Source organism: Streptomyces cinereoruber, from assembly GCF_009299385.1.
In the GTDB taxonomy this organism is placed as follows: domain Bacteria; phylum Actinomycetota; class Actinomycetes; order Streptomycetales; family Streptomycetaceae; genus Streptomyces; species Streptomyces bikiniensis.
Genome location: NZ_CP023693.1, coordinates 129,246 through 153,485, shown reverse-complemented (window position 1 = coordinate 153,485; position 24,240 = coordinate 129,246). Strand labels below are relative to the sequence as shown.

The following is a 24,240-nucleotide window of genomic DNA, read 5'->3' as shown; positions in this document are numbered from 1 at the left end:
CGGCTTCCGCTACGTATTCACACCGGGACAGCTTGATCAGTCGAGGTAACCCGCCTTGGCCTCTGCCGGATCTGTCAATCGAACGGTGTAACAAGGGTGGTTGGGGTTACTGACGGGCTGCGGAGAGCCGGCCGTCGAAGGTGATGTCGAAGGCGTTCAGGGCGGTCTTCCAGTGCATGGTCCAGCGGGCTTGTCCCTTGCCGGTGGGGTCCAGCGACATGATCGCCATGTAGACGCACTTCAAGGCTGCGGTCTCGTTAGGGAAGTGTCCGCGGGCCTTGACCGCCCGCCGGATCCTGGCGTTCACGGACTCGATCGCGTTGGTGGTGCAGACGATGCGGCGGATCTCGGTGTCGAAGCGGAGGAACGGGGTGAACTCCTCCCACGCGTTCTCCCACAGCCGGACGATCGCCGGATACTTCTTCCCCCAGGCGTCGGCGAACTCGGCGAACCGCTCCAGTGCCGCTTCTTCGGTCGCGGCGGTGTAGACGGGCCTGAGGACCTTCGCGATCTTGTCCCAGTCCTGGCGGGCGGCATAGCGGAAGGAGTTTCGCAGCAGGTGGACCACACAGGTCTGGACGGTGGTGCAGGGCCAGACGGTCTCGACCGCGTCGGGCAGACCCTTCAGTCCGTCGCAGACCAGCATCAGCACGTCATTCACGCCGCGGTTCTTGATCTCGGTGAGGATGTGCATCCAGTGCTTGGCACCCTCACCGCCGTCGCCGGCCCATAGCCCGAGAATGTCGCGGCGGCCCTCGACGGTGACGGCCAGAGCCACGTAGATCGGCCGGTTCGCCACCGCACCGTCGCGGATCTTCACGTGGATCGCGTCAATGAAGACCACCGGATAGACCGCTTGAGTTCTATCGGTGGTTGCGAACGCCTCAAATGAAAGGTGTTCGGATGCCTACGTACGCCCCCAACAAGATGCCGACGTCGGTGAAGAAGAGGTACTTCGAGCTGCTGAGAGCGGGATACAAGGGTGCGGCCGCTGCTCGGGTGGTGGGGGTCTCCACCAGCTGCGGCTCATTGTGGTTCATCGATGCTGGAAGCATGATCGTTCCCGACCCTGGCCCGATATCACCGCGCTTCCTCACCCAGGACGAGCGCATCGCCATCGCCGACGGCCTCCATGCCCAGCAGCCGGTCAAGCAGATCGCGGCCTCGATCGGGAGAAGCTTTCAGACTGTCTACCGGGAGATCAAACGGAACGCCAAGACGGACGGCCGCTACAACCCCTGGTGGGCCCACAACCAGGCCCTCCTGCGCCGCAGGCGCCCCAAGGCAGAAAGGATCCGGACCAGCGAGCCTCTGCGCACGCTCGTACCCGTGAAACTGACCGAGAAGTGGTCGCCCCAGCAGATCGCACGTCACCTGGCCCGCGAGTACGCCCACGACGCAGTGATGCGGGCGTGTCCGGAAACGATTTACCGAGCTCTGTTCGCCGGCCTCCTCGGCCGGCGCGATGTCAAGCTCCGCACTGGTCGAACCCGTCGCAAGAAGCAGCGCCGTGGTGTCCCCACACTGAACAAGATCAAGAACATGACACTGATCCACCAGCGCCCTGCGGAGGTCAACGACCGCAAAACGCCGGGACATTGGGAAGGTGACCTCATCATCGGCCGCGGCCAAGGCTCAGCGATCGGCACCCTGGTCGAACGCACCACCCGATACGTTCACCTGATCCACCTGCCCCACGGCTGGAAGGCCCCGCAGGTCCGCAATGCGCTGATCACCCAGACGGCCCACATACCGCCCCAGCTCCGCAAGACTCTCACCTGGGACCAGGGCCGCGAGCTGACTCTGCACGAGGACATCGAGGCTCTCACAGGCTTCCGGATCTACTTCTGCGACCCGCACTCGCCCTGGCAGCGCGGAACGAACGAGAACATGAACGGCCTCCTGCGGCAGTACTTCCCAAAGGGCACTGACCTCTCGGTCCACACAGCCTCCGACCTTCGCAACGTCGCACGTCAGCTCAACCATCGGCCCCGCATCGTGCTCGGCGACAGAACGCCCGCCGAGGTCATGCAAGAATGCCTCGCAGGCCCACTGACCAGGTGATTCGCAACCGCTGATGGAAACCGCCCCGGGTCGAGAGGCCGGTTCTGCCACTCGGCCATGCCCTCAAGGACCTTGTCCGTGATCGTGGAGATCGTCTGGCGGGAGACCTCGGCACCATAGACCTCGGCCAGGTGGGCCTGGACCTCACCGGTCGTCAGGCCCTTCGCGGACAGCGAGATGACCATCTCGTCCACGCCGGACAGACGCCTCTGCCGCTTGCGGACGATCTTCGGATCGAACGAGCCGTCACGGTCACGGGGCACGGATATCTCCACCGGCCCGACGTCCGTCAGGACGGTCTTGGCCCGGGAGCCGTTGCGGCTGTTGCCACCGTTCCTACCTGCCGGATCGTGCTTGTCATAGCCGAGGTGGTCGGTGATCTCACCCTCGAGGGCGGACTCCAGCAGCCGCTTCGTCAGCTGCTGCAACAGCCCGCCCTCACCCGTCAGCTGCAGGCCCTCGGCCTGAGCCCGGGACACCAGCTCATCGATCAGCCGGTCGTCCGCTGCCCTCGCCGGCTGCGGCCCAGTCTCGACGGACTCCGCCTCGGTCGCGTTCTCACTCGTCATCGGTGCATCTTCCTTGATCGGGAGTTACACCGAACGATTTACAGTCCCCCTGGTGAGCGCCGTTCTGGGCGACCTGGCCATGACCTGGACGGAAGTGCTGCAGAGCCCCTCGCCCTCCGCGCTGGCCTGGCGCCTGCTTTCTGTCCGGACCGGCCGCGACGCTGTAACAGCCGGTCCGCACCGGGTCCTGCCTGCGGCTCAGGCCGACGCCGTGCTCCTGCGCTACCGTCTTGGCCTGCCTGCCGAGCAGGCTGCCGAGGTGATGGGCCGTGAGCCGGCCGAGTTCGCCTGGCTGCTGAAACAGACGGTGAGAACCGGCGCGGCCGCCTGAAGACCCGTTCTTAGCGCCTGCGGGTAGATTGTGCGCCCGCGCAGCGGTACCGCACACAGGTCGTCATTTCACTCCTGAGGACCACATGAATTTGACCGTTCAGGGTGGATCGCGAGGTGCGTAACTCCTAGCATGGGGCCTTGACCTGAGCGTGCCGGGCAGACACTGCCGGGCAGGCGTGTGTGACGGGTGAAGGCAATCGGGGCGCGCAACGGTGATCGATGTAACCCAGGCCAAAGATGCCCGGATCCAGAATTTTCTGCTCGGCGGACACGATCACTACGAGTCAGACCGGGATGCAGTCAGACACCTGATGCGACTGGCGCCGAACATCCCTCAACTGGCTCGCATCAACCGCGAGTTCGTGGCAAGGGCCGTGCGCTACCTGAGTGTTCAGTTAGGGATCGACCAGTTCCTCGACCACGGGTGCGGCCTGCCGGCCCGCGATAACGTGCACCAGATCGCCCGCCGTGCGGGCACGGATGCCCGTGTGGTCTACATCGACAATGATCCCGTCGTCCTGGCCCACGCGCGCATGATGCTCGACGAGGACCGCACCTTGATCCTCGACGCCGATCTGTTCGACTTCCCCACCATCCTCACCCGCAGCGAGCAAGCCGGTATTTTCGACCCCGCTGCGCCCGTGGCGGTGCTGTTCACCTCCGTTCTGCACTGCGTCTCTGACATGCGCAATCCCTGGCGGCACGTGGCGGAACTGCTCAACCAGCTCCCTGCGGGCAGCGTGCTGGTCCTGAGCCATCTGACCGGTGAGAACGGTGCGTTGAACGAGGAAGTGTCTGCTCTTATGCAGGAACTGACCGGTCAGCAGTGGGCCAAGATTCGGTCTCTTGCCGAGGTGGAGAGATCCTTCGACGGCCTCAAGCCCATCGGAGGGCCGATCGGCGACGTCGCACGCTGGCAGCCGGTAACCGGTCTGAGCCTCCAAGCGGTCGACCGGACCTGGACCATCTGCGGCGGCGTCGCCCGCAAGGGATGAACCATGTGCATGCTCAGTCGGAAAGCTTACGGATGTAACTGTCCAGCAGCCTCAGAGTCTCTTCACGGTCCGCAGCCTTGTGCCACAAGGACGTCAGCACCAGCCGGTACCTGTCCACGTCCTCAGGATTGGTGAGGTAGCTACCGCCGTTACGGACTTCCAGGTAGACCATGTCCACCTCCCGGTGCGCGGGGAATGACAGATAGGTGATGGACGGCGCAGGAGCCATCGCCTCGTCCCCGGCGCTGAACGGCAGCACCCGGATATGGACCTTGTCCATGTTCTCTTCCAGGCTGTACAGCTCACGCAACTGCATCCGCATGACCTGGGCCCCGCCCACCGGCCGGGCCAGAACAGCCTCGTCCACCAGCGCGTAGTAGTCCGGCCCGCCTGCGTCGGACAGCACGTTCCGTCGGGTCTGCCGTACACGCACCGCACGATCACGTGTAGCGACCTGCTTCTCGGCATCCTCGACCGAAGTACCAGGCAGAGCATGCCGCATCAGCGCCTTGGCGTACTCCGGCCTCTGCAGAAGCCCGGGTACGTACTGCACTTCGTAGGTGCGGATCTCCTGTGCGGACGCCTCCACGCTGATCAGCCGCTCCAGCCAGCCCAGGATCGCATCCCGGAACTCCTCCCACCACTGAACGTCCTGCGAGCGGCTGGCCAGACGCTCCAAAGACTCCAGCTCCGAGGGGTCGGTGACACCGTAGAACCGCGCCAGAGCCTGCAGGCGCTCGGACTTCAAAGGGGACTCGCCGTTCTCCAGACGGCTGAGGGTGGGAGCGGAACCTACCAGGCCCGCTTCCACCACATCCACCAGGCGCAGCCCCCGTTCCTTGCGCAGCCGACGCAGGTAAGCTCCCACGACTCTTCCCGCGCCGGCCAGGTGGCCGCCCGAGTCCTCTGCGCCTCCGACAGCCCGAAGGATTTGACCGCCCGACACCCGTAACCCCCTGGCCGTCCGTCGCCTTTACCGTGAGGATCTCAGACTGGAACCCGGCCAGGGCGGCCGCAAGCCTCTACCGGCTGAATTCAGACGATCAGGCGGTCGAACTCATCACGCTTCGCCCCGATGAGCATCGCACTGATTTTCGAAGGGGTGAACACCAGTGCCGACCCACCCGGGAAGCGGGAGTTGCGCACCGCGACCTCATCGTTCGGCAGCCGGGCGAACTCGACACAGTTGCCCCCCTCGGGGTTGCTCGCGGAACTTTTCATCCACTGCACCCCCGGGATGGCGTCGCCTGCAACCCCGTTCACGTAACCTTCCACTCCTCATCCCTTTCGCCGCTTCCATCGCCGCAGGTCACGCACCCAGCCACAGGCTCCACCGCGCCGAGCGAACCCGGCGCAGGCCGCAGGAAGCCCGATGAAATTTCATGGGTGCGTGGAATGCAGTCGATCTTAGGGCGCCGTTTTCATGCACGCCGTCCCTCGAAAGGGCGTTCTTTTTTGTGTGGTGATCGCATGTATCGAGGGCGAAGGCCCGCCAACAGCAGGCGCCTGGCGGCATGAGCGAGCTTGACCGGAACGGCCTTGGTGGCGGACCCTGGCGTGCCAGGCCCTTTGGGGCCGGACTCATCAGAGCGGTAGCACCTGGCCGTCCTGCTTGGTTAGGGCCGCCGAGGGGCGTGTGGAAGGTCTGGCAGCTTCCACGACAGATCATCAGTGACAGCGTCGAGGACCCACGCGGCGAGCAGTTGATGCTCAGCAAGGCGCCGTACCTCTTCGATGAGCTGGGGGAGTGAAGCCCCGCACATGCGTGCCACGTGATGGGCATCAGCCGCGCTGTCATTACTGTGGGGCCGGGTGTGGGCCAGCAGGACCAGGGCGGTCAGCCTGGTTCCCGCGGTCATGCCGATAAGGCTGCGTCCGCGCGCCACACGCAAGGCCCAGTCGGCGGCTTGAGAGCGTGCCTTGGCTCCTGGTAGTCCGCTGAGCGGATCGGTAAGCCGGGCGGCGCGATCCCAGGCGTCGTCGGCCGTTGGTCGAAGCCACCGGGCGGCTTGCAGTTCCTGCCGGAGAGCAGCGATGCAGCCCAGTGCCATGCCGCGGGTCAGGCCGGCAGGTACATCTGTGTGTCCCAGCGGATCGGACCTGAGGGCACACTGCAGAGCCAGAAGCCGGGCCGGCGCGCTGACGGACGCAGGCAGTGAGGCGGCGAGGTAGCTGAGCATGTTGCGCACCAGTTCTCGTTCTTGTCCTGCAGTTGTCCGTCCGGGCCGGCGAGAAGCACGGTCCGGGTGCGAGTGGCGGCGAACGGTGAGCGCGGTGTCAGGTACAACGCACGCCTCCTTCATGGAGGCCGCGCACGCCGCGCACGCATCGGCCAGCCGCCACTGCCGGCCGCCGAGCTCACGGGAGAGCACCAGCAAAAGAGGGCCGGCGCAGCCTCGGCTCCGGGGGTGCCAGCGGCATCCCCGCTCGTGGCACTGGCACGTCCGCAGGTGTTCGGGGAGCAGGGAGCAGCGGGCGTGACGGGCGAGATGGGCCAGGGCCTCCGAACGCGCCGCCCGCCCCGGCAGCGGTTCGGGCTTGCTGCAGTGAGCGCAGACCAAGAGCGTGCCGTGGGGCTGAGGCCGTAGTTCGACCGTCCACGTGCGTGGTGCCGTCATGCGCGTGGTGCACAGCCTCATCGGCCCCGTGATCCCTTTCCGCGGCCCGCCGGGCGCCGAATGGCCTGGCAGGGGAGTGTGGTGACGGCGGCACACCGTAGTGCAGAGCCCTGTCCTTGGCACAGGTGTAACCATCCGCCCAAATTAGGGCAGAGGTCTGCACTGACAGGGGGTGGGGCTGCCCCATCGGATGGACGGGTGACGATCTTGCCGCCCGAGCCCAACCTCGACGCGCTACGCCTCCAGCTCGCGCGACTGAGGGGCGAGCGCGGCTGGACCTACGACGAGCTTGCCGCCAGAACCGGCCTGTCCAGACGCACTCTCATCGAAATCGAGCAGGGCCGCACCATCGGATCCCTCGCCACCTGGCACGCCCTGGGGCACGCCTTCGAACTGCCACTCGGCGGCCTCTTTTCCGCCCTCTGCGAAGGCCACGCACCCCCTGGGCGGACGCCGTAGCAACCCCGTTCCTCCGGCCGCACGGATCACCCGAATCGGTCACCGGATAGGAACCCCTGTCCGGCCGGTCGCACACGGGTGCCTCCACATAGGGCCGGACGAGGGCAATGCCGGCGCGGCCGACACCCTCGCGGCGTGTCGCCTGGAACCTTCACGGCCATGCCCCTCACCCCTTCCTCCCGCAGCCGTCACTGGGACGGCACCCCTCACACACCGGCCCGCCGCCGCGCCCTACGCGTAGACGCCACCAGCCCAAGCCGTCTGCTACGCATCGCGCAGCGCAGCCTGTGCCAAGCATGCGGCAACCGCATCGACTGGCACCCCACCCCCACCCAGCAGACCATCCCCCTGCACCCCGCCGAACTCCCCACCGCCCTCGTTCCCCCGCCTCACCGCTGGCATGTCGCCTCCGGCGTAGCCCATCACGCAGACGACGCAGCCCCCTGGTGCCGCATCGCACACCCCGCGCTCTGCCCCGCACACACCCTGCCCCAAGAACTGCCACCCGCCCTCGGCGCACTCCGCCGCCGCCTGGCCCTGCACACCCGCAAGCTCCTCGACACTGGCCTGTTCGCCCCCCAACAGCCAGACAACGAACAAACCCCGGCAGCCCCCTGCCGACCCGCCCGCCCCGTCGTCCAGCTCCTCTACAGCCGCTACCTCGCAGCCCAGCCCATCGAAGACATCCGCTGCGTCGCCCAGACCCTCCGCCGCACCCGCTGCCCCCATCCCGTCCTTAGCCCCCACAGCACACCGGGAAAGTGGACGCTCCTCCCCGCAGCCCCCCACCACACCCGACGACAGCTCGCCCTGCCGGCAGCCAACATCGCCGTCTACAACCTCGGGCACCTGCCCTACTCCGAGCAGATGCGCTGGCGCACCCAACGCTGCCCCGCCCACGCCGCAGCGCACAGCGCGCCCGACCTCGCCCTGGCCGAATGGGACGTCTTCGACCCACTGCTGCACCACGCCTTCCTTGTCACACGGCTACCAGAAGCATCCCGCCCTTACCGGTGAAGAACGGTGTTCCAAACCCGCCCCAACAGGCCGGTGGCAAGAACAACCAGCCAAGACCGCTGCGCAACCAGGCAGCCACACCGACCACGAATCCGGAGCAGACTCATGCTGTTCACCCCCACCGACGAACAGACCAGGGCCGCCGACCGCTTCGGCGCCGGTGACCACATGGCCCTCCAGGCCGGCGCCGGCACGGGCAAGACCTCCACCCTGGCCCTGCTCGCCCAAAGCACCCGCCGCCGCGGCCGCTACATCGCCTACAACCGCGCCATCGCCCAGGAAGCCGCCGCCCGCTTCCCGGCCACCGTCACCTGCAAGACCGCACACGCCCTCGCCTACGCCGTCATCGGCCACCGCTACGCCCGCCGCCTCGACGCACCCCGCCGCCCCGCCTGGCGCACCGGACAGGACCTCGGCATCACCAAACCTGTCCGCGTCGGCGACCACACTCTGATGCCGGCCACCCTGTCCAACAGCGCGCTGCGCACCGTGACCCGGTTCTGCCACTCCGCCGATCCCGAGATCACCGACCACCACGTCCCACCGCTACGCGGCCTGGAAAATCCCGACGTACAAGGCCAGCTCACCAGCCTCGTTCTGCCCTACGCCCGCAAAGCATGGGAGGACCTCCAAAACCCCAACAACGGCGTGGTGCGCTTCGACCCCGACCACTTCCTCAAAATCTGGTCCCTGACCAATCCCCGGATCCCCGCCGACTTCCTCCTCCTCGACGAAGCCCAGGACACCAACCCCGTCGTCGAACACATCTTCAACAGTCAACGCGACCACGCCCAGCTCGTCCTGGTCGGCGACTCCGCCCAGGCCATCTACCACTGGCGCGGCGCCAAAGACGTCATGACCGCCTTCAACGGCACCCACCTCACGCTGTCCCGCTCCTTCCGCTTCGGCCCCCGCCTGGCCGAGGAAGCAAACCGCTGGCTCGCCATCGCCGGCGCCCCCATCCGCCTGACCGGCACCGACACCACCCCCACCGAACTCGGCCCCCTCACCCACCCCGACGCGATCCTGTGCCGCACCAACGTCGGCGCCATGAAACACGTCATGAACCTCCTGGCCACCGGAACCCAGGTCGCACTCGTCGGCGGCGGAGCATCCCTGCGCGCCCTCGCTCTGGCCGCCCGCGACCTGAAAAACGGACGCCGCACCAGCCACCCCGAACTCGTCCTCTTCCCCACCTGGCAAACCGTCCAGGACTACGCCGCCCACGACCCCTGCGGACGCGACCTCCAGCCCCTGGTCGACCTCGTCGACACCCACGGCACCGACGCCATCCTCACCGCCGTCAACCACCTCACCACCGAAGAACACGCCCAGGTCACCGTCTCCACCGCCCACAAAGCCAAAGGCCGCGAATGGGCACGCGTACAGATCGCCGACGACTTCGCCCCGCCCAAGGACACCGACGAACAAGACAGCCAAGGACGCCCCGTACCCGGCCCTATCGACGATGCCGAAGCCCGCCTCGCCTACGTCGCCGTCACCCGAGCCCGCACACGCCTCGACATCGGCGGACTCGCCTGGATCGACACACACCCCGACGGCCGCCCCCTGACCACACGAGCCGCCGGGCTTTCAGAACGCTGAAAAATCGGGCTACAGCACGAAGAACCACGACTCCGGTCAGGCCAACACAGCTCCACCACCACGCACCAGCTCGTGCGAGAGGCCAGGACCTCACCAACCTCAGAAGCGGCTAATCATGATCTGGCGACCAGGCTTCTGCACACCCACATCAGCAAGCGCGCCTGCGGTGGCGGATGCAAGTACAGACGAGCGAGCCTTCGGCTCCGCACCTGTACCGCAGGCACAGGCCTTGATACGGCGACAGGACGTCACGGAGGTTGACGATAAGGTCGTGACGTCCAGTTACCGACGGGGAGGGCGCGCCCATGGCAAATCAGGTTCCGCATCCGGCTCTGGGGCACTTCGGCCACCAGGGAATGCGCCAGCTGATCCTGCCCAGCTTCAGCACCGGCGTGAACGAGGACGCGCGGACGATGCTGCAGCAGATTGGTGTGCCGCTGCACGTCGCTTTCTACTTCACTGCCGCCGGCGACACCGACGCACTGCCACTGGCAATGTTCGCCGGCCACCACGGGCACCGCATCGACAAGACCCAGACCTCTTGGGTGCGTATCGGGACCGACGGTCTTGCCCATGTGGCGGTGAGCACCGAAGGCACGATTCACGCAGTCTTCCTGGACGGCATCGAGCCCGACATGTTCGTGAGCTCGGACCTCAACGCCTTCATCCAGAGCCTGGCAGCCCTGGACAGGCACCTGGGTATCATCGCCGGCTCCCGGGACCTTACCGACGGCGCTGCCGCCTACCGGGACCTCAACACCGAACTGAGACGTATCGATCCCGCAGCGTTCGCACAGCGGGAAAACTGGTGGCCGCGTGTGCTGGACGATGTACGGCACACCCTCAACATCGGCTTCTCAGCCGCATTCGAATACACCGATGAGCACGGGCACCAGCAGATCGTCACCGAAGCCACCGGGCCGGGAAGACCGCACCCGGAAGAACTGATCTGGCAACGGCTCAAAGTCCAAGGCGTTACACCCGGCCAGATCACGCGCGTGTACTGCGAACTCGAGGCTTGCATGATGCCCGGCCACTACTGCGCGGCATGGATGGCCCGGCAGTTCCCCGCCGCCCAGTTCACCCACGCCTTCGACTACGGCCCGACAGCCGAGTCCCGTGAGGAAGGCATCAAGGCACTGATCCGCTACACCGCCGAGCAGGCACAGCGGTGAGCGGCCGGCCATGGAGCCCGCCGGCCGCCGGACGCGAACCCGCGGGGGCGGCGATCCTCGGCTGGCTGCAGGATCCACGGGCTCCCCGACTGTGCCTGATCAGCGGCGCCCCCGGCTCCGGAAAGTCGATGTTTCTGGCCTGGCTGGCCGAGCATGCCACCGAGCCGGACACCAGCGTCCTTCGCCGCGTCCACGGACTGGTGCCTCTGACAGGGCACTCGGCCAGCACCACTGCGTGGCAGCTGGCCGAGCAACTCCAGCTGTCCGCCCGTACCCCAGGCGAACTGCTTGCCGCAGTGGCGCAGGACCAGCGACGCACCGTCATCGTCCTTCCCGACCTGCACCAGAGCACCGAACCTGAAGCGGTCGAAGAACTCGCATGTGCACTGGCGGCCTTTGCCCATGTCCGCGTAATCCTCGAGACACGACAGCCCTCCCCAGTGCTCCTTGCACAAGCGCCGGCCGTCATGGACCTTACTCACCCGCAGTGGACAGACCCCGACCGGCAGGCCGCCTGGGCAGCCACCACACCGGCCGCCGAACAAGGAAGAACCCCCACCGGACCAGACCATCAGGCTCCCCTTGACCTGGATGATCCAGCCTCCGTATGCGCCGCCGACCCACTCCTGGTCACAGCCTCCTACGAGCACACAACCAACCCGCACGGCGGCCTGCGCCCTGCCTGGCTGCGCTCCGGCCCCTCACTCTCCCGCCCCCAAGATCCCGCCTCTCGTGCCTGCGTCCTTCGGGCAGCGCTCGGCGACGACGCGGACCCCCGCCTGCGGGGCGCCCTGGAAACCCTTGCGCAGGAGAGCGGGTGGAGCGTGCGCTGGAACCGCGTCAGGGGTGACATCAACCCGCCCTGGCCCGGCCCCGCGCAGAGCATGAGCACAAGCCCCGTCAGCCAGCACAGGTCCCTGGCAGTGCTGGACCATCAGGGCGTGGTCCGGCTGCTCCTCGCGGACGACGGACACCCGCTGGGCCGACTGACCCACCCCGTCACGGAAGCATCAGCCATCACGGTCGCAGACGACGAGACCACGATCATCCTGGGCTCTGATGGCCGACTGAGCCTTCACAAGAGCCCCACAGCCACACGTCCCCACGGGATTGCCGGCCTTCTGGACCAGAGCCCGAGTATCTGGGAACGGCTCCTGCAGGAAGCAGCCCCGAACACGGGAATAACGGCGCTCACCAGCGGCCACGACCAGCTGGCCACCGGCGACCGCGACGGCACCGTCCACGTACTGGCATGGAACAACACCAGCATCGAGCACAACTCCACAGCACTGCACAACGCAACGGTCACGGCGCTGGCAACCGTGCAGATATCCGCCGGCTCCTCACTCGTCTACAGCGGTGGCCAGGACGGCCGCGTCCGGCTCTGGGCGACAGACCGTGAACCTCTTCCAAGCCCGGTCGCCGAACGGGACTGCGCGGTCGTCGCACTGGCAGCGGCACCTGCCGAGGACGGAATCACTCTCGCGATCGGCTGGGCCGACGGACTGGTCGAATACTCCACCACCAGCCCGGACTCAGGAACCTCCCGCCGCACCTTCCGGCCCGGACCACCGGTCAGAGCCCTGAGCCTCCTGCCGGAAGGTGACCTGGTGATCGGTACCGATGAGAGCCTCATCTGCCTGCAACCGCGCTGAAGAGGAACACGGTTGGCCAGAACCCCCAGCCCAGCGCCGTGACGTCACGTCACATAATGTGCTGAGCAGGGCTGGTGCTGCCGACCGGGGGAGACGATCATGGGAAAGACGCTGCCTGATGACCTAGTGGGGGTTCTCGATCTCGTCGGGGTGAGCTGGCCCAACATCGACGAGGACGAGGTCCGCAGCAACGCGACCGACTACCGCAACCTCGCCAAGGGCGTCCGCAACGTCATCACCCAGGGCAACCAAGCCTGCTCCCATATCGTCTCCGGAAAGAGCAAAGGCCAGACAGTCCAGGCCATCGACCGGCGCTGGGGCAAACTCACCACCAAAGACCTCAAGACCTTCTCCAGCGCACTCGACAGTCTGGCCGACGCCCTCGACGACTGCGCGGGGTTCATCGAAGGCTGCAAGATCGCCTGCATCACCGACCTCAGCATCGCAGCAGGAACAGCAACGGCCGGCGTGGTCGGCATGTTCTTCACCCTGGGTACCAGCGCTGCAGTCAGCGCGCTCGCGATCGCTGCCTGCCGGATCGCCCTGCACGAAGCCATCGACTACGCCATCGGCGAGATCACCAAAGTCGTCACTGAACGGATCGAAGCAAAGATCCTGAGCCAGATCGAGGGCCTGTTCACCGACGCGCTCGACGCTCACGACGACGGCAACCTCGGCCAGTACGGACTCGGCTCAGCCGACATGGCCACCGACCTGGCTATCGAGTTCGACGACTTCGACAAGGCATCCGGCGACTACGGCAAAACGAAGGATGACTTCGACAAGCAGAAGACACTCCACAAAACCGGCGGTTCCAAACGACGCGGCTCCGTGAGCAAAGACAGCCGCTTCCATAAGCTCGCCACCGTCATGGACAAGGCCGAAGACGCCGTCGACAAGAAGGCCGACGAAACCGTCGCCGTCCTGGAAAAGCACGGCGCGGACATTGATGCCGCCAAGAAGGAACACAAGAAGAGCGATAAAAAAGCCAAGGATGACATCGACGGCTGTAAAGACGTCCGCACGTACCTCCTGGACGCCGACGGCACCGTGCGCCGCCTGGAAGCCAACGGCGACCTGAAGAATCTCGACGCCACCGACAAAGACCGCCTCGACGGCATCCTCAACGATGGGAAAGCCTGGAGGCCCTCGACCCGGGCAGACCGGGAAGAGCACAGCGTCGGCAACACCCACACGGGCAAGGTTGATACCGATAAGGTCGACCCCTACACCGACAAGCTGGGCCAGGCCACCCAGTTGGCTCGCTATGCCCGCAACGATTACACAGAAAACAACTATGCCGCAGGCCGGTACGTCGACCCCGACGGCAAAGGTGAAAGCATTCTTGTCGGATACAGCAAAACCAGCCTTCACTCAGAACGGTCCATCGGCTACCCGATCCTGCACAACGGAAAAAAGCAAGGCCTCACCAAGGTCTTCAGTGAGCGAGCACCCTGCCAAAAACGCCCCCGATGCGAAGCCTGGCTGAACAAACACTTCCCAAAGGTCGGGACAGTAGACTACGCAAATGAATACGACCAGTCCGTATCACGCAGCAAGCGAGACATCGAGCATCAGGACTACATGAAGGAACTCAAGGCCCGTCACGGCCGCTAGAATCCAAACCAGTCACCCTTTCGAGCGTAAGGTTCCCGCATGAACTTCGCCGTCACCGCAGACGAGGTACGCACCGTATTCGGACTCACCGGCGTCGTCCACTTCCCCCTCTACAGCGCACCCCACAACCGCCTCGACATCCGCACCGCACACCTGCTCAGCAGCATCGGTCTCCCCGACACCGAATGGTTCATGTCGAAAGCCAGCCTCCGCGCGGACGACTACATCAACATCCCCCAGTGGTACAGCAAGTGGGGAGTCGCCCCCAAGGAGTGCCGCAACTGGCTTGTCCTCGGCCTCTTCGCCGACACCACCCTCGGACTCGACCCGGACTCCGGAACCGTCTACGCCCTCGGCGACGGCCCTACCCAAATGACCTACAGCCCCCTGCACCGGGACGTTGAATCCCTCATCTATGCCCTCACCAAGTTTGAATCCCTGCGCCAGGCTCTGGAAGAAAACGATGAAGGCACCGAAGAACGCGTAGACGTCCTGCGCGCTCAAATCACCGCATTCGACCCCCTTCCGTTCGCGGATGAAGATTCACAGTGGCACCTCGCGTTCGAAGAAGTCATCGACGGCATCTGGTAACCCTCACCGCAGGTCCGGGACTGCCGAGAGCGTCGTACCAATGACGTGCCAGACCGACACCATGCAATGGCACGGAACACTCACCAGGATGACGGTAGATCAGCTTGGTCTCGCGGGCTGATCGAACACGGATCGCCCCGGCCATCAGGACCCGGCCCGATCCCTTGTCCGTGACTCCAACCAGCGGCGTGCCAGCACGCCTTGACCAGGCCTGGCCCTTGTCGGGTTTTTAAGTTCTAGTCGGTCTCGTCCTCGAAGACCATCCACCCGCCCAGGAACTGGGCTGTCCTCTTACCCATGACCACTACTCCAGCCACAGCGAACCACGACTTCCTCGTCCCGCCCAACAGTCCGACGCGCGGACAACTGCGCCGAGCAGCCCAACCGACGCAGAAGATACGACACCCCACGCGGGGCGTACCGGTAGCCGAATGGGTATTGATCAGCTCTGCGACCCTCGCCAGAGGCCACCGCTGGCCCTCCAGATACCCGGGATGAAGGACGAGCAGACTCCCGCATCGAGCATCGATGACGTTCGGAATAGGGCTCAGACTCTCCGGGGTGGAAGTGCCTGTCAGCGGGTTCTCCAGCACAAAATCGCCTGAACACGAGTCACTCAGAAACTCCACGGGGCGGCCTTCCTGGCGTCAGCGCATCCTTCGTCAAGGTATGTCGTTGGCCCGGGAGAGGAGGCAGAATGGTGCGGGATGTGAAAGTGCTATCGGTGTTGATCCGGCGCCGCTACCGCGAAGGCGCCAGTATTGCGGTGGTGGCCAGGGAGTTGGGGGTGTCGAAGACCACCGTGCAACGTCATGTGCCGGTGCAGGAGCGGCGGGATGCGGCGGCTGCGGCGCGGCAGCGGCACCGTAACCGGGCACAGACGCCGTACGAGCAGGCGCTGCGCACACAGGTGATGCGTCTTTATGGTTCGGGGATGCCGCAGCAGCGGGTAGCGGCCACGCTGGGGATCTCGGTCGAGGCGGTAGTGGCCCGGCTGGAGCCGTCGCAGCGGCGCTCGAAACAGGAAGCGGCCCGCCTCGCCGTCGAGCAGCAGGGCGGCCTCCTGCCACAGGAGGAGGTCGTCGCCCGGTACGTGCAGGGCGCCACCATGGCCGAGCTCGGCCGGCTCTACGGGGTGCACCCCACCACGATCCGCCGCAGGATTCCCGACGACCTAGTCCGCTCCCGAAGCCGCACCCCGCAGCCCCGGTCTTGGCCTCGAACGCAGTACCAGCGCACGCTTGTCGACGAGGAGGTCCGTCGCCGGTATGCGGCGGGGGAGAGTGCCTACGCGCTCGCCCGCGAGTTCGGCGTCTCCACCCACACGATCCGGGCCAGGATCCCCAACGCCGACTGGCGCGCCCGCCTGCCCGAAGAAGCCCCCGTTTCACCGTCTCGTCCTGCGCGGCCGAAGACGGGAGGCGTCCGGATGGTGCTGGTGCTCTCGGACGAGGAGATCCTGGCCCGCTATCGGGCTGGGCAGTCGGCTACCGCGATCGGCCGCGCGGCGGGTGTGGACTGCCGCACCATCCTGCGTCGCATCCCCGAAGACGAACGCCGCAGCCACCTCCAAGCGCAACGGCTGAACCGGCCGGCCCCCGATATCGACGCGGGCACGATCCGCGCGCTGCGCGCCCGCGGCTTGTCCTGGGAGGCGATCGCCGCTGAGACCGGTCTGTCAGCGAAGACTCTCCGCGCCCGCGCGTAAATGTAGGGTCCTGCGCCTCGGCGTCGCTGTACCGCGGCACGCCCTGCACGATACGCTCCTGCGCTTGGGCTATAGGGCGGGGTTGTACTGGGCGATGGTGATCTCGCAGGCCTCTTTGTACACCTTCAGTGCGTCTGCTTCGGTCTGATCGACGGTCGGGCCGAAACGCGGGCCTACTACCTCATGAGGACGAACTGAGATGCTCGGGCAGAAAGAAGCCGAGGAGCGGGCAGCTGCCTTCCTGGACGCGCAGAGCCGTACCTGGTCCTTGAGCGATGTCAGGATCATCCGGGAGTACTGCTTCACTGAAGAAGGCCGCTTCATCGCGCCCTATAACACCACCGCCTACCTCGACCGGGGTGTGGACGACGCCCGGCTGGGCGGGAACCTTCCGGTCTGTGTCGACCTGAAGACAGGTGAATGCTCCTTCATCACCTGGGCCGAAGCCGAGGACTTCATGGACAGAGACATGCTCTGAGGAGCCCTGCACCCTTTTGGCCCCGGCTTCAGCCGCATCACGGCACGCTCCTTGAGGCCCGCACGTGCCTCGTACCCGGTAACCCTGGTACGAGGCACGCCGTGCTCCCGTGTCTGGCCTACGGTGCGGGGTTGTAGTGGACGACGGTGGTTTCGCAGGCCTCGGCGTACACCTTCAGCGCCTCGGCCTCGGTCTGGTCAACCGTGAGGCCCCAGCGCAGTTTCGTGGCGGTCCATTCGCCGATGTAGCGGCAGTGGGCTTCGGGCAGGGGCGGCATCCAGGTGGCGGGGTCCTGATCGGCCTTGGAGCGGTTGGTGCGCGCGGTGACCGCGACGAGGGAGGCGGCGGCGCCCTGGTCGTTGGCGTACGCCTCGCGCCTGGTGGAGGTCCAGGTGTTGGCGCCGGAGTCCCAGGCCTCGGCGAGCGGGACCATGTGGTCGATGTCGAGCTTGCCCGCCTCGACCACCTCAACGTTGTCGTAGTACGAGACCCACTTTCCGCCCGACAGCTTGCAGCCGGCCGCGACGGCCGGCTCTTGCACGGCTTCGGCGAGGAGGACCTCGTTGCGGGTGTTGCAGCCGTCGGCCGCGTCCAGGCCGGTGTTCCAGTGCCGGAAGGAGTCGCGTGTGTAGCCGGTGCGGTCCTCCTCAGCGACGGGGAGCTGGCCGACGGCGTCCTCCAATGGCAGCACCGCCGGAACAGGAACCCCCACCGCTGCGGTCGTGGCCGCGGCGGTGGGGGAGGGGAGGGCGAGCGGGGTCAGAGCGAGACAGAACGCGGCAGCGCCGCGCAGCAGGTTAGTGATCACGACCGTAGGCATAGCGGACCTGGGCGCGCGGACACGCCGGGGGCCGGGGCGTTCATCGACCGCGCGTGCCGCTGGAGACCGTTGAAGAAACGTTCCGTCTCACCGTTTCCAGGTTCACCCGCGAGGACGAGACCGTACGAGTCTTCCCACTGGCCGGTCCGTCCAGCCGGTCGGCGGCCCAGGTACTCGTAGTGCAGGAGGCAAGTGCGGGCGGCCTTCTCGGTCATGCCCAGCGCCTCGGCGACCTCGAGCATCGACTTCTCCTGCTCGCGAGCCAGGGCCCGGGCGCGTAGGGCACCTAGTGTTCTGAGTCGGGAATTCCATTCAGATGTATAGGCTTGCTCCATGGCACGGGCGGGTCGGCCGAAGGCCGAGTTGACACTGTCAGACGAGGAACGGGCCGCGCTCGAGGAGTGGGTGCGGCGTCGTTCCACGCCGCAGGCGTGGGCCTTGCGGTGTCGCATCATCCTGGCCTGCGCAACCGGCGCATCGAACAAGGACGTTGCTGAGCAGGTGGGTTCGACACCTCACGCGGTGGGCCGCTGGCGGGCCCGGTTCGTGCAGTACCGGATCGCCGGTCTGGGTGACATGCCACGTCCGGGCGGCCCCAGGACGGTGACGGACGAGCAGGTCGCCGCAGTGGTCGCCAAGACGCTGGAATCCACTCCGAAGAACGCGACGCACTGGTCGACGCGGTCGATGGCGAAGGAGATGGGCCTCTCGCAGTCGTCGGTATCACGGATCTGGCGGGCGTTCGGCCTGCAGCCGCACCGGTCGGAGACCTTCAAGCTGTCGACCGATCCGTACTTCGTCGACAAGGTCCACGATGTCGTCGGCCTCTACCTGGGCCCGCCCGAGCGGGCCCTGGTGTTCTGCGTCGACGAGAAGTCGCAGATCCAGGCTCTGGACCGGTCCCAGCCCGTGCTGCCGATGATGCCCGGGGTACCCGAGCGGGCGACTCACGACTACGTCCGGGCCGGCACCACCACGCTGTTCGCCGCGCTCGAGGTCACCACCGGCAAAGTGATCGGCTCCCTGCACCGCAGGCACCGAGCCGAGGAGTTCAAGAAGTTCCTGATCAAGCTCGACAAAGAAGTTCCTGCCGACCTGGACATCCACCTGATCTGCGACAACTACGCCACCCACAAGACCCCGGCGATCAAGAAGTGGCTGCTGGCCCACCCCCGGTTCCACCTGCACTTCACGCCGACCGGCTCGTCCTGGCTGAACCTCGTCGAGCGATGGTTCGCCGAACTGACCAACAAGCAGATACGGCGAGGCGTCCACAGGTCCGTCCAGGCCCTGGAGAAGGACATCCGCAACTGGATCGCCGCATGGAACACCGACCCCAAGCCCTACATCTGGACCAAGACCGCGGACGAGATCCTCGAACGCCTCGCCTCATATCTGAACAGAATTCCTGACTCAGAAGACTAGGCCGTGTTTTGGAAGTCGGCTCTGCTCCTCGTCCCGCATCGCGAGGATCGCGGTGTGGGGCGAGGGAATCTTTCTGACGACCAGTGGGCTGTACTGGAGCCGCTGTTGCCGGTCGCCGTATTGGGCAGGCCGGCGGTGGGTCGGCGGAAGCTGATCGACGGGATCCGGTGGCGGGTGCGGACCGGTGCTCCGTGGCGGGATCTGCCGTCGGATTATGGGCCGTGGCAGACGGTCTATGGACTCTTTCGCCGCTGGCAGCGTGATGGCACCTGGCCCGAACTGCTGACCAGGCTGCAGGCTCGGGCGGATGCGGCGGGGCTGATCACGTGGGAGGTCAACGTCGACTCCACAGTCTGTCGGGCCCATCAGCACGCTGCGGGTGCCCGCCGCGACGGGCAGGCCCAGAAGGAACCGCCGGGCGGGTCCCGCGCCGAGCCGGACGACCACGGCCTGGGCCGGTCCCGGGGAGGCTTCACCACCAAGATTCACCTGGCCTGCGAGCAAGGACAACGGCCGCTGTCCCTGCTGGTCACCGCGGGCCAGCACGGTGACAGTCCTCAGTTCGCCACCGTCCTGGAAGGCATCCGAGTGCCCCGCACCGGACCGGGCCGCCCCCGTGTCCGCCCGCTGCGGGTGCGGGGCGACAAGGCGTACTCCTCCCGTGCCAACCGGGCCTACCTGCGAAAGCGGGGAATCCGGTGCACGATCCCGGAGCCTGCCGATCAGGTGGCCAACCGCAAGCGGCGCGGGAAGGCCGGTGGGCGGCCTCCGGTCTTCGATCGCGAGGACTACAAGGCCCGGCACGCGGTCGAGTGCGGGATCAACCGGCTCAAGCGCAACCGGGCGGTCGCCACTCGGTTCGACAAGCTCGCGGTCCGCTTCGAGGCCACGGTCTTGATCGCCGCGATCGGCGAATGGCTGTGACGGGCCTGAGCGGTCGGTTCCTGCACGCGAATGGTGCAGCCTGGCTCACTGCGGGCTGGGACGGGGCACCGCTGTCCTCACGGTCGCGCAGTGGCTTCCCAGGCGGCAGTGACACATCCTTCTTCCCAGTGCCACCACTCCTTCGTCTCGCCGTGCTCCAACAGCTCGCGGATCTTTAGCAGGTCTGCCTGCGGCGGGACATCCAAGGCCACCATCCCGAACCGCTCGATGCCTTCGCCCGTCGTGCCGAGGCGATGGAAGACCTCCAGCACGCTCTGCCGGGCGGCGGCTGAGCCGGCGTCCTTCAGCACGATGAGCCGGATGGTGCAGTTCTGCGAAGGCTGCACCGCTTCTCCGGCCCAGAGAACGCCGTCATCATCCGGTTGAACCCGGATGACGTCACCATTGGCGACTCCGCGGACGAACCAGGGCGTGTTGTCCAGCCGCACCGTGCCATCGCCGAGGTCGACAGCCCACAGGCTCTCGACACTCGCCGGCGGCCATCCGTCCTCGTCTATCTCCATGCGGAAATGGACCTTCACGTGGTCGTCACTGATGTTCGTCACCGAACCATCATCCACTTCGCATCCACCAGACCAGACTGCGGAGCACGGAGGTGCGTGTCTCCGGACCCGACTGGCAGCCCGCGACGATCGCCGACCGCCGCCAGATGATCGGCTTCCAAAACACGGCCTACCGTGCACGAGCTCGTTAGCCAGGTGTTACACCTCTGGCACGCTCAACCAAGTAGGCAGCTGCGCCGGCACCCAAGCCGTGAGGTAGAAGCGTGGGATCAGGAGCAAGATGCGGCACACCGCGGAGCGATCGAGGTGCCTCGTGGATCAGCCGTGGTCCTCCCATTGCGCCTGGCAGAACCGGGCCTCACTCACTACGGTGTCCCCGGCTCTACTGGCTCGTACGTACATGTTGAGACCGTCCGCCCCGAGATCGCCACCACAGCCGACCACCAGGCCCAGATCTCGCTCTTCGATGTGCTGGATCAGGGCTGCGTCAACGGCCGAGACCGTCATGCCGATCAGTCGGATGCCCTCGAACTCGACCTGCGGCCCGGTCCGGCCGTGAATGGTGACAGCCCCGAGAGTAGGGGGCCAGTTGTAGCCACTGGAGTAGTGAGCGGTCACGCCTACGCGGTCGAAGCGATCCTCCCTCAAGATCCACTGCCCCAGGCCTTCCCACGACGTTCCGAAGGGATACCGGCCATGGCGAGTGGTCGGCTGTTCGTTCAGTGCAGCAGCCACCTCCTGCGGCTTCATACCGAACCTGAGCGGGCCGACGCTCTCCAACGGTGTCCAGTTCCAGCACCGTCGCTCCTGCTCAGCCTTCACAGGCCACGCCCCCGTGTTCGGAGGCTCATCACGGACGTCGCGCCAACCAATGACCGGCTCGGACCCGAACGGGTCCTTCGCCAGCTCAGGACCAACCAGCAGCGCGTTGGTGATCATCGTGTCCGACCGCTGTGTATACCCCTCGGGCGACAGCCCTTGCTCCTGTGCGGCGCCCATGGAGACCCCCCATGCCTCGACTTCCGGATCACCGCTCCAGTTCACTCGCACGGAAAGCCCCTCCCGGAGTGCGAGGTCCTGAATGTCTGCGCGTACCTCGGACGGCACCCGGGCTATGAGGTCGATGTCCCGCAGGCGCACCAGCGGCCCATCCATCGCATTGATCGCTACGGCGACCAGGCCGTTGTCCTCGCCGTAGACCGCGGTCACACCCCAGTCCGTGTAATAGCCCCAGCCGATGCCGCTGCCCAACCCCTGCGAGACGTGGGCAACCGCTCCGTCCAGGGCCGATGCCACCTCGTCCGGTTTCATCCCGAACCGCAACGGCCCTACCTTCACCAATGGCTCAAGCAGCCACTCCACCCGCTCCCCGGGCTTCCTGTTCCACCAGCGCACGACAACTCCCACGACCGCTCCGCATACCTCTGGCGCCACCCGCCAGTGATCTTGCGGATCAACCTAGACGTCACCTCCGACAACGCGGTGTCCAGGAACGTCCGCTGACACAAGGGACAGCCGCTAAGCCGTGATCGATTGACGCCGAGAGCAACAGTTCGGCAGAGGCGCGAGAAGGGGAGGCAGGCACCGGAGTGTTACGGCGGCCGAGACGGCCGGCCGGCTCGTCTGGGAGGCGTGGGGAGGCGCGCACGGCGTCGACATCGAGCACCACCACATCGACCACCCCGTCCTGACCTCCTCCACCCCCGCCTGACCCGACCGGCGCACCAACAAGGGGTGGCCACCCGGGAACCCCGGGCAGCCGCCCCTTTCGCCTGCCCAGCCCCTACACCGTCTTCGCCTTCGGGCGCAGGGTGGCGAGCGGCGAGCGCCGGCCCTTCTCGACGTGGCGGAGCTCCGCCCAGTCGATCTCGGGGTGCGCGCCGGGGAGGGCGTCGACGTCGGCGGTGCGGTAGAGCGAGACCTGGACCGCTCCGGCCCGCGAGGTACCGTACTGCACCTCGGCCCACTCGGTGGCCCGGAGCCACTTCAGCTTGACCATCCAGTCGAACTCCACCCTCCTCACGCCGAGGTGGTCGGGGCCGAGCGGGGTGTCCGCGGCGACGAGCTTGGCCAGGTCCCCCGTGCGCAGACCTCGGCGACCTGACCGGGATGGTGCAGTGTGCCCTTCGGGTTGCTGGACAGGTCGGTCAGCAGGCCGCGGGTGATGAACCGGCGGACTACGAACGAGGTGACCGCCGTCTTCTCGCCCCTCTTGTTCGGTGCGCCGAGCGCGGCGGTGATCCGGTCCGTCGCCTCCCCGCCGGAGATCGGCTTCTGGGGCATCGCGGCTTCCACGGTGCCGGCGTCCAGGGCTCAACCGCCGGTTGCGGTTACTGCTCTGCTGGATCAGCGGGGCTTGATCGGCTTTGGGCGTCAGCGGGTAGAAGGTTATGCATGATCTTGTCGTGGGAAGTGCTGTCCGAGTCGGCCTTGCGTGAGGTCATTGGGTTTCTGGTCCGGTTGATCGAGTTCGCCGGTGCTTTGATCATCTTCGTCGGGGCCGTGTGGGCGTTCGTGCAGTTCCTGCGGGCCGGGGTGGGGGGTCGCGGGAAGGTCGAGGGGTTCAACCGGATCAGGCTGAGCCTGGGCCGCTTTCTTGTTCTGGGCCTGGAGTTCCAGCTTGCCGGTGATGTGCTGCGCACGGCGGTCGCGCCGAGCTTCACTGAGATCGGTCAATTGGCCGCCATCGCGGCCATCCGGACCGCGCTGAACTACTTCCTCGGCCGGGAGATCGCCCAGGAGCGGGCCGAGATCGAACAGAGTGACACAACACCGCCGTCCTCCTCCAAGGGCCTGCCGACGTGAACACATTGCTGCACACCGCGTCCCTGCTGCTCACCGTGTGCGGGCTCCTCGGCGCGGCAGCCGCCTACCGCCTCTCGCATACCTTCCGCTCCGCCCTGGCCGTCCTGCTCGACTTTCTGACGGCGGCCGGTTTGATCCAGCTGGCCGGCGACCCGTCGTGGAACAGCATCCTCCAAGCGGCAGCAGTCATCGCACTGCGCAAGCTCCTCAGCACGGGACTGACGCTTCCCCTTAAGAGCTCAGGCCGGGCATGACCGGCAGGAGGACATTGCCGCAGATCCGCAGAACAACCGGAGCGAACAGACTGGCCGACTCGGTCTCCTGACAGACGTCCAGCACCCTTATCGTGAGGAGGTTCAGGTGTTGAAGGCCTGGGCGAGGGTGTCGTGGCAGTCGATGACGGTGTCGAGGCCGACGATGCTGATGGTGCGCATCACGGGGGTGGTGGGCCCGGCCAGGCGGAGCCATCCGCCTGCCTGGGCGAGGGTGTGGTGGGAGGTGATGAGGATGTTGATGCCGCTGGAGTCCATGAAGGTGACCTGGCGCATGTCGGCGATGACGCGGGGACAGGGAGTGTCGGGGAAGGTCAGGGCCTGGCGGAGGGTGTCGCCGGTGGCGTGGTCGATCTCCCCGGTCAGGGACACGATGTGGATGTTGTCGGTGGCGGTGGTCACGGCCGACAAACGCCCGGCCTGTTCGGCCGCACCGTTCTGCGTCACTTCTCTCTCAGCCATGCGGTGATCCTGGCACAGCCCGGCCTCCGCCCGGAACCTCGGTCCTCTTCCCCGGGCGCCTGGCAGCGCTCGTATACGGTGAAGCCCGCGCACCGGCCGGGGCGTCGTCCGCGCGGGCGCGGGT

26 protein-coding genes and 1 pseudogene are annotated in these 24,240 nt (G+C 66.4%); 16 read left to right on the top strand and 11 right to left on the bottom strand.

The genetic code is table 11. The features are described from left to right. Nucleotides 1–106 precede the first annotated feature (106 nt). Nucleotides 107–853, bottom strand: a pseudogene (locus CP977_RS00810) (IS256 family transposase); the annotation flags it as partial. A gap of 50 nt (nt 854–903) precedes the next feature. Here CP977_RS00810 and CP977_RS00805 point away from each other — a divergent pair. After that, nucleotides 904–2,064 (top strand): IS30 family transposase, encoded by a 1,161-nt coding sequence (locus CP977_RS00805; protein ID WP_152369403.1) that lies wholly within the window; start codon nt 904–906, stop codon nt 2,062–2,064. Here the strand turns inward: CP977_RS00805 and CP977_RS00800 are convergent. Beyond that, entirely contained in the window at nt 1,974–2,633 is a 660-nt protein-coding gene (locus CP977_RS00800) for a transposase (protein WP_260321884.1), read from the bottom strand. The genes CP977_RS00805 and CP977_RS00800 overlap by 91 nt on opposite strands. Nucleotides 2,634–2,685: 52 nt before the next feature. Here CP977_RS00800 and CP977_RS00795 point away from each other — a divergent pair, with 52 nt between their 5' ends. Both CP977_RS00795 and CP977_RS00790 read left to right on the top strand, forming a co-directional pair. Further along, a complete protein-coding gene (locus CP977_RS00795; protein ID WP_152369402.1) occupies nt 2,686–2,964 on the top strand; it encodes a hypothetical protein in 279 nt (92 codons plus the stop codon). Between the two features lie 214 nt (nt 2,965–3,178). Further along, the gene (locus CP977_RS00790; protein ID WP_152369401.1) at nt 3,179–3,961 is read left to right on the top strand and encodes an SAM-dependent methyltransferase; all 783 of its coding nucleotides are present in this window, start codon (nt 3,179–3,181) and stop codon (nt 3,959–3,961) included. Nucleotides 3,962–3,974: 13 nt separating this feature from the next. On the opposite strand, the gene CP977_RS00785 is transcribed toward CP977_RS00790, so the two are convergent. The 3 genes from CP977_RS00785 to CP977_RS00775 all read right to left on the bottom strand — a co-directional run bounded on the left by CP977_RS00785 (nt 3,975) and on the right by CP977_RS00775 (nt 6,150). Next, entirely contained in the window at nt 3,975–4,829 is an 855-nt protein-coding gene (locus tag CP977_RS00785) for a helix-turn-helix domain-containing protein (RefSeq protein WP_229991738.1), read from the bottom strand. A gap of 167 nt (nt 4,830–4,996) precedes the next feature. After that, nucleotides 4,997–5,182, bottom strand: coding sequence for a DUF397 domain-containing protein (locus CP977_RS00780; RefSeq protein WP_152371468.1), 186 nt, complete (start codon nt 5,180–5,182; stop codon nt 4,997–4,999). 395 nt (nt 5,183–5,577) lie between these two features. Beyond that, nucleotides 5,578–6,150, bottom strand: coding sequence for a hypothetical protein (locus CP977_RS00775; RefSeq protein WP_152369399.1), 573 nt, complete (start codon nt 6,148–6,150; stop codon nt 5,578–5,580). Nucleotides 6,151–6,777: 627 nt separating this feature from the next. Here CP977_RS00775 and CP977_RS00770 point away from each other — a divergent pair. The 9 genes from CP977_RS00770 (at nt 6,778) to CP977_RS00725 (ending at nt 16,884) form a co-directional block, all read left to right on the top strand. Beyond that, nucleotides 6,778–7,038, top strand: coding sequence for a helix-turn-helix transcriptional regulator (locus tag CP977_RS00770; protein WP_152369398.1), 261 nt, complete (start codon nt 6,778–6,780; stop codon nt 7,036–7,038). A gap of 159 nt (nt 7,039–7,197) precedes the next feature. Continuing rightward, the gene (locus tag CP977_RS34585) at nt 7,198–8,055 is read left to right on the top strand and encodes a DUF6083 domain-containing protein (protein ID WP_152371467.1); all 858 of its coding nucleotides are present in this window, start codon (nt 7,198–7,200) and stop codon (nt 8,053–8,055) included. A gap of 105 nt (nt 8,056–8,160) precedes the next feature. Continuing rightward, nucleotides 8,161–9,660 (top strand): UvrD-helicase domain-containing protein, encoded by a 1,500-nt coding sequence (locus tag CP977_RS00760; RefSeq protein ID WP_152369397.1) that lies wholly within the window; start codon nt 8,161–8,163, stop codon nt 9,658–9,660. Between the two features lie 305 nt (nt 9,661–9,965). Then, nucleotides 9,966–10,835 (top strand): nucleic acid/nucleotide deaminase domain-containing protein, encoded by an 870-nt coding sequence (locus CP977_RS00755; protein ID WP_152369396.1) that lies wholly within the window; start codon nt 9,966–9,968, stop codon nt 10,833–10,835. Between the two features lie 128 nt (nt 10,836–10,963). Then, the gene (locus tag CP977_RS00750; protein ID WP_152369395.1) at nt 10,964–12,490 is read left to right on the top strand and encodes a WD40 repeat domain-containing protein; all 1,527 of its coding nucleotides are present in this window, start codon (nt 10,964–10,966) and stop codon (nt 12,488–12,490) included. Nucleotides 12,491–12,589: 99 nt separating this feature from the next. Next, a complete protein-coding gene (locus CP977_RS00745) occupies nt 12,590–14,107 on the top strand; it encodes a WXG100-like domain-containing protein (RefSeq protein WP_152369394.1) in 1,518 nt (505 codons plus the stop codon). 39 nt (nt 14,108–14,146) lie between these two features. Further along, complete coding sequence (locus tag CP977_RS00740; RefSeq protein WP_152369393.1) at nt 14,147–14,698, top strand: SUKH-4 family immunity protein; 552 nt, start codon at nt 14,147–14,149, stop codon at nt 14,696–14,698. A 697-nt stretch (nt 14,699–15,395) separates the two neighbouring features. Then, complete coding sequence (locus CP977_RS00730) at nt 15,396–16,406, top strand: helix-turn-helix domain-containing protein (RefSeq protein ID WP_152369392.1); 1,011 nt, start codon at nt 15,396–15,398, stop codon at nt 16,404–16,406. Between the two features lie 199 nt (nt 16,407–16,605). Next, nucleotides 16,606–16,884: a hypothetical protein gene (locus CP977_RS00725; protein WP_152369391.1), complete on the top strand. Its 279-nt coding sequence runs from the start codon at nt 16,606–16,608 to the stop codon at nt 16,882–16,884. A gap of 118 nt (nt 16,885–17,002) precedes the next feature. On the opposite strand, the gene CP977_RS00720 is transcribed toward CP977_RS00725, so the two are convergent. Further along, nucleotides 17,003–17,692, bottom strand: coding sequence for an HNH endonuclease family protein (locus CP977_RS00720; RefSeq protein ID WP_229991736.1), 690 nt, complete (start codon nt 17,690–17,692; stop codon nt 17,003–17,005). Between the two features lie 345 nt (nt 17,693–18,037). Between CP977_RS00720 and CP977_RS00715 the strand changes: the two genes are divergently transcribed. Both CP977_RS00715 and CP977_RS00710 read left to right on the top strand, forming a co-directional pair. Further along, complete coding sequence (locus CP977_RS00715; RefSeq protein WP_152369389.1) at nt 18,038–19,129, top strand: IS630 family transposase; 1,092 nt, start codon at nt 18,038–18,040, stop codon at nt 19,127–19,129. Nucleotides 19,130–19,183: 54 nt separating this feature from the next. Continuing rightward, a complete protein-coding gene (locus CP977_RS00710) occupies nt 19,184–20,053 on the top strand; it encodes an IS5 family transposase (RefSeq protein ID WP_152371466.1) in 870 nt (289 codons plus the stop codon). A gap of 77 nt (nt 20,054–20,130) precedes the next feature. On the opposite strand, the gene CP977_RS00705 is transcribed toward CP977_RS00710, so the two are convergent. The 4 genes from CP977_RS00705 to CP977_RS34575 all read right to left on the bottom strand — a co-directional run bounded on the left by CP977_RS00705 (nt 20,131) and on the right by CP977_RS34575 (nt 22,860). Continuing rightward, on the bottom strand, nt 20,131–20,619 hold the full coding sequence (locus CP977_RS00705; RefSeq protein ID WP_183953377.1) for a DUF4265 domain-containing protein: 489 nt from the start codon (nt 20,617–20,619) through the stop codon (nt 20,131–20,133). 276 nt (nt 20,620–20,895) lie between these two features. Continuing rightward, a complete protein-coding gene (locus tag CP977_RS34380; RefSeq protein ID WP_183953378.1) occupies nt 20,896–21,984 on the bottom strand; it encodes a hypothetical protein in 1,089 nt (362 codons plus the stop codon). Nucleotides 21,985–22,360: 376 nt separating this feature from the next. Then, the gene (locus CP977_RS34580; protein ID WP_229991734.1) at nt 22,361–22,591 is read right to left on the bottom strand and encodes a hypothetical protein; all 231 of its coding nucleotides are present in this window, start codon (nt 22,589–22,591) and stop codon (nt 22,361–22,363) included. A 5-nt stretch (nt 22,592–22,596) separates the two neighbouring features. Beyond that, entirely contained in the window at nt 22,597–22,860 is a 264-nt protein-coding gene (locus CP977_RS34575; protein ID WP_167309059.1) for a hypothetical protein, read from the bottom strand. Between the two features lie 111 nt (nt 22,861–22,971). Here CP977_RS34575 and CP977_RS00690 point away from each other — a divergent pair, with 111 nt between their 5' ends. Next, nucleotides 22,972–23,382, top strand: a complete 411-nt coding sequence (locus CP977_RS00690; protein WP_152369388.1) for a DUF1622 domain-containing protein — start codon at nt 22,972–22,974, stop codon at nt 23,380–23,382. Next, a complete protein-coding gene (locus tag CP977_RS00685) occupies nt 23,379–23,636 on the top strand; it encodes a DUF1622 domain-containing protein (protein WP_152369387.1) in 258 nt (85 codons plus the stop codon). The genes CP977_RS00690 and CP977_RS00685 overlap by 4 nt, the downstream gene beginning before the upstream one ends. A 102-nt stretch (nt 23,637–23,738) precedes the next feature. Here the strand turns inward: CP977_RS00685 and CP977_RS00680 are convergent, their stop codons facing one another. Continuing rightward, the gene (locus tag CP977_RS00680) at nt 23,739–24,116 is read right to left on the bottom strand and encodes an STAS domain-containing protein (protein WP_152369386.1); all 378 of its coding nucleotides are present in this window, start codon (nt 24,114–24,116) and stop codon (nt 23,739–23,741) included. Nucleotides 24,117–24,240: the final 124 nt, after the last annotated feature.

Bases quoted from the DNA above. Each gene is read 5' to 3' on its own strand.
- CP977_RS00800 (WP_260321884.1), bottom strand. From the start codon at position 2,633: ATGACGAGTGAGAACGCGACCGAGGCGGAGTCCGTCGAGACTGGGCCG.
- CP977_RS00760 (WP_152369397.1), top strand. From the start codon at position 8,161: ATGCTGTTCACCCCCACCGACGAACAGACCAGGGCCGCCGACCGCTTC.
- CP977_RS00730 (WP_152369392.1), top strand. From the start codon at position 15,396: ATGGTGCGGGATGTGAAAGTGCTATCGGTGTTGATCCGGCGCCGCTAC.
- CP977_RS34575 (WP_167309059.1), bottom strand. From the start codon at position 22,860: ATGCCCCAGAAGCCGATCTCCGGCGGGGAGGCGACGGACCGGATCACC.
- CP977_RS00755 (WP_152369396.1), top strand. From the start codon at position 9,966: ATGGCAAATCAGGTTCCGCATCCGGCTCTGGGGCACTTCGGCCACCAG.
- CP977_RS00740 (WP_152369393.1), top strand. From the start codon at position 14,147: ATGAACTTCGCCGTCACCGCAGACGAGGTACGCACCGTATTCGGACTC.
- CP977_RS00680 (WP_152369386.1), bottom strand. From the start codon at position 24,116: ATGGCTGAGAGAGAAGTGACGCAGAACGGTGCGGCCGAACAGGCCGGG.
- CP977_RS00750 (WP_152369395.1), top strand. From the start codon at position 10,964: ATGTTTCTGGCCTGGCTGGCCGAGCATGCCACCGAGCCGGACACCAGC.
- CP977_RS34585 (WP_152371467.1), top strand. From the start codon at position 7,198: ATGCCCCTCACCCCTTCCTCCCGCAGCCGTCACTGGGACGGCACCCCT.
- CP977_RS00725 (WP_152369391.1), top strand. From the start codon at position 16,606: ATGCTCGGGCAGAAAGAAGCCGAGGAGCGGGCAGCTGCCTTCCTGGAC.
- CP977_RS00715 (WP_152369389.1), top strand. From the start codon at position 18,038: ATGGCACGGGCGGGTCGGCCGAAGGCCGAGTTGACACTGTCAGACGAG.
- CP977_RS00805 (WP_152369403.1), top strand. From the start codon at position 904: ATGCCTACGTACGCCCCCAACAAGATGCCGACGTCGGTGAAGAAGAGG.
- CP977_RS00690 (WP_152369388.1), top strand. From the start codon at position 22,972: ATGATCTTGTCGTGGGAAGTGCTGTCCGAGTCGGCCTTGCGTGAGGTC.
- CP977_RS00780 (WP_152371468.1), bottom strand. From the start codon at position 5,182: ATGAAAAGTTCCGCGAGCAACCCCGAGGGGGGCAACTGTGTCGAGTTC.
- CP977_RS00745 (WP_152369394.1), top strand. From the start codon at position 12,590: ATGGGAAAGACGCTGCCTGATGACCTAGTGGGGGTTCTCGATCTCGTC.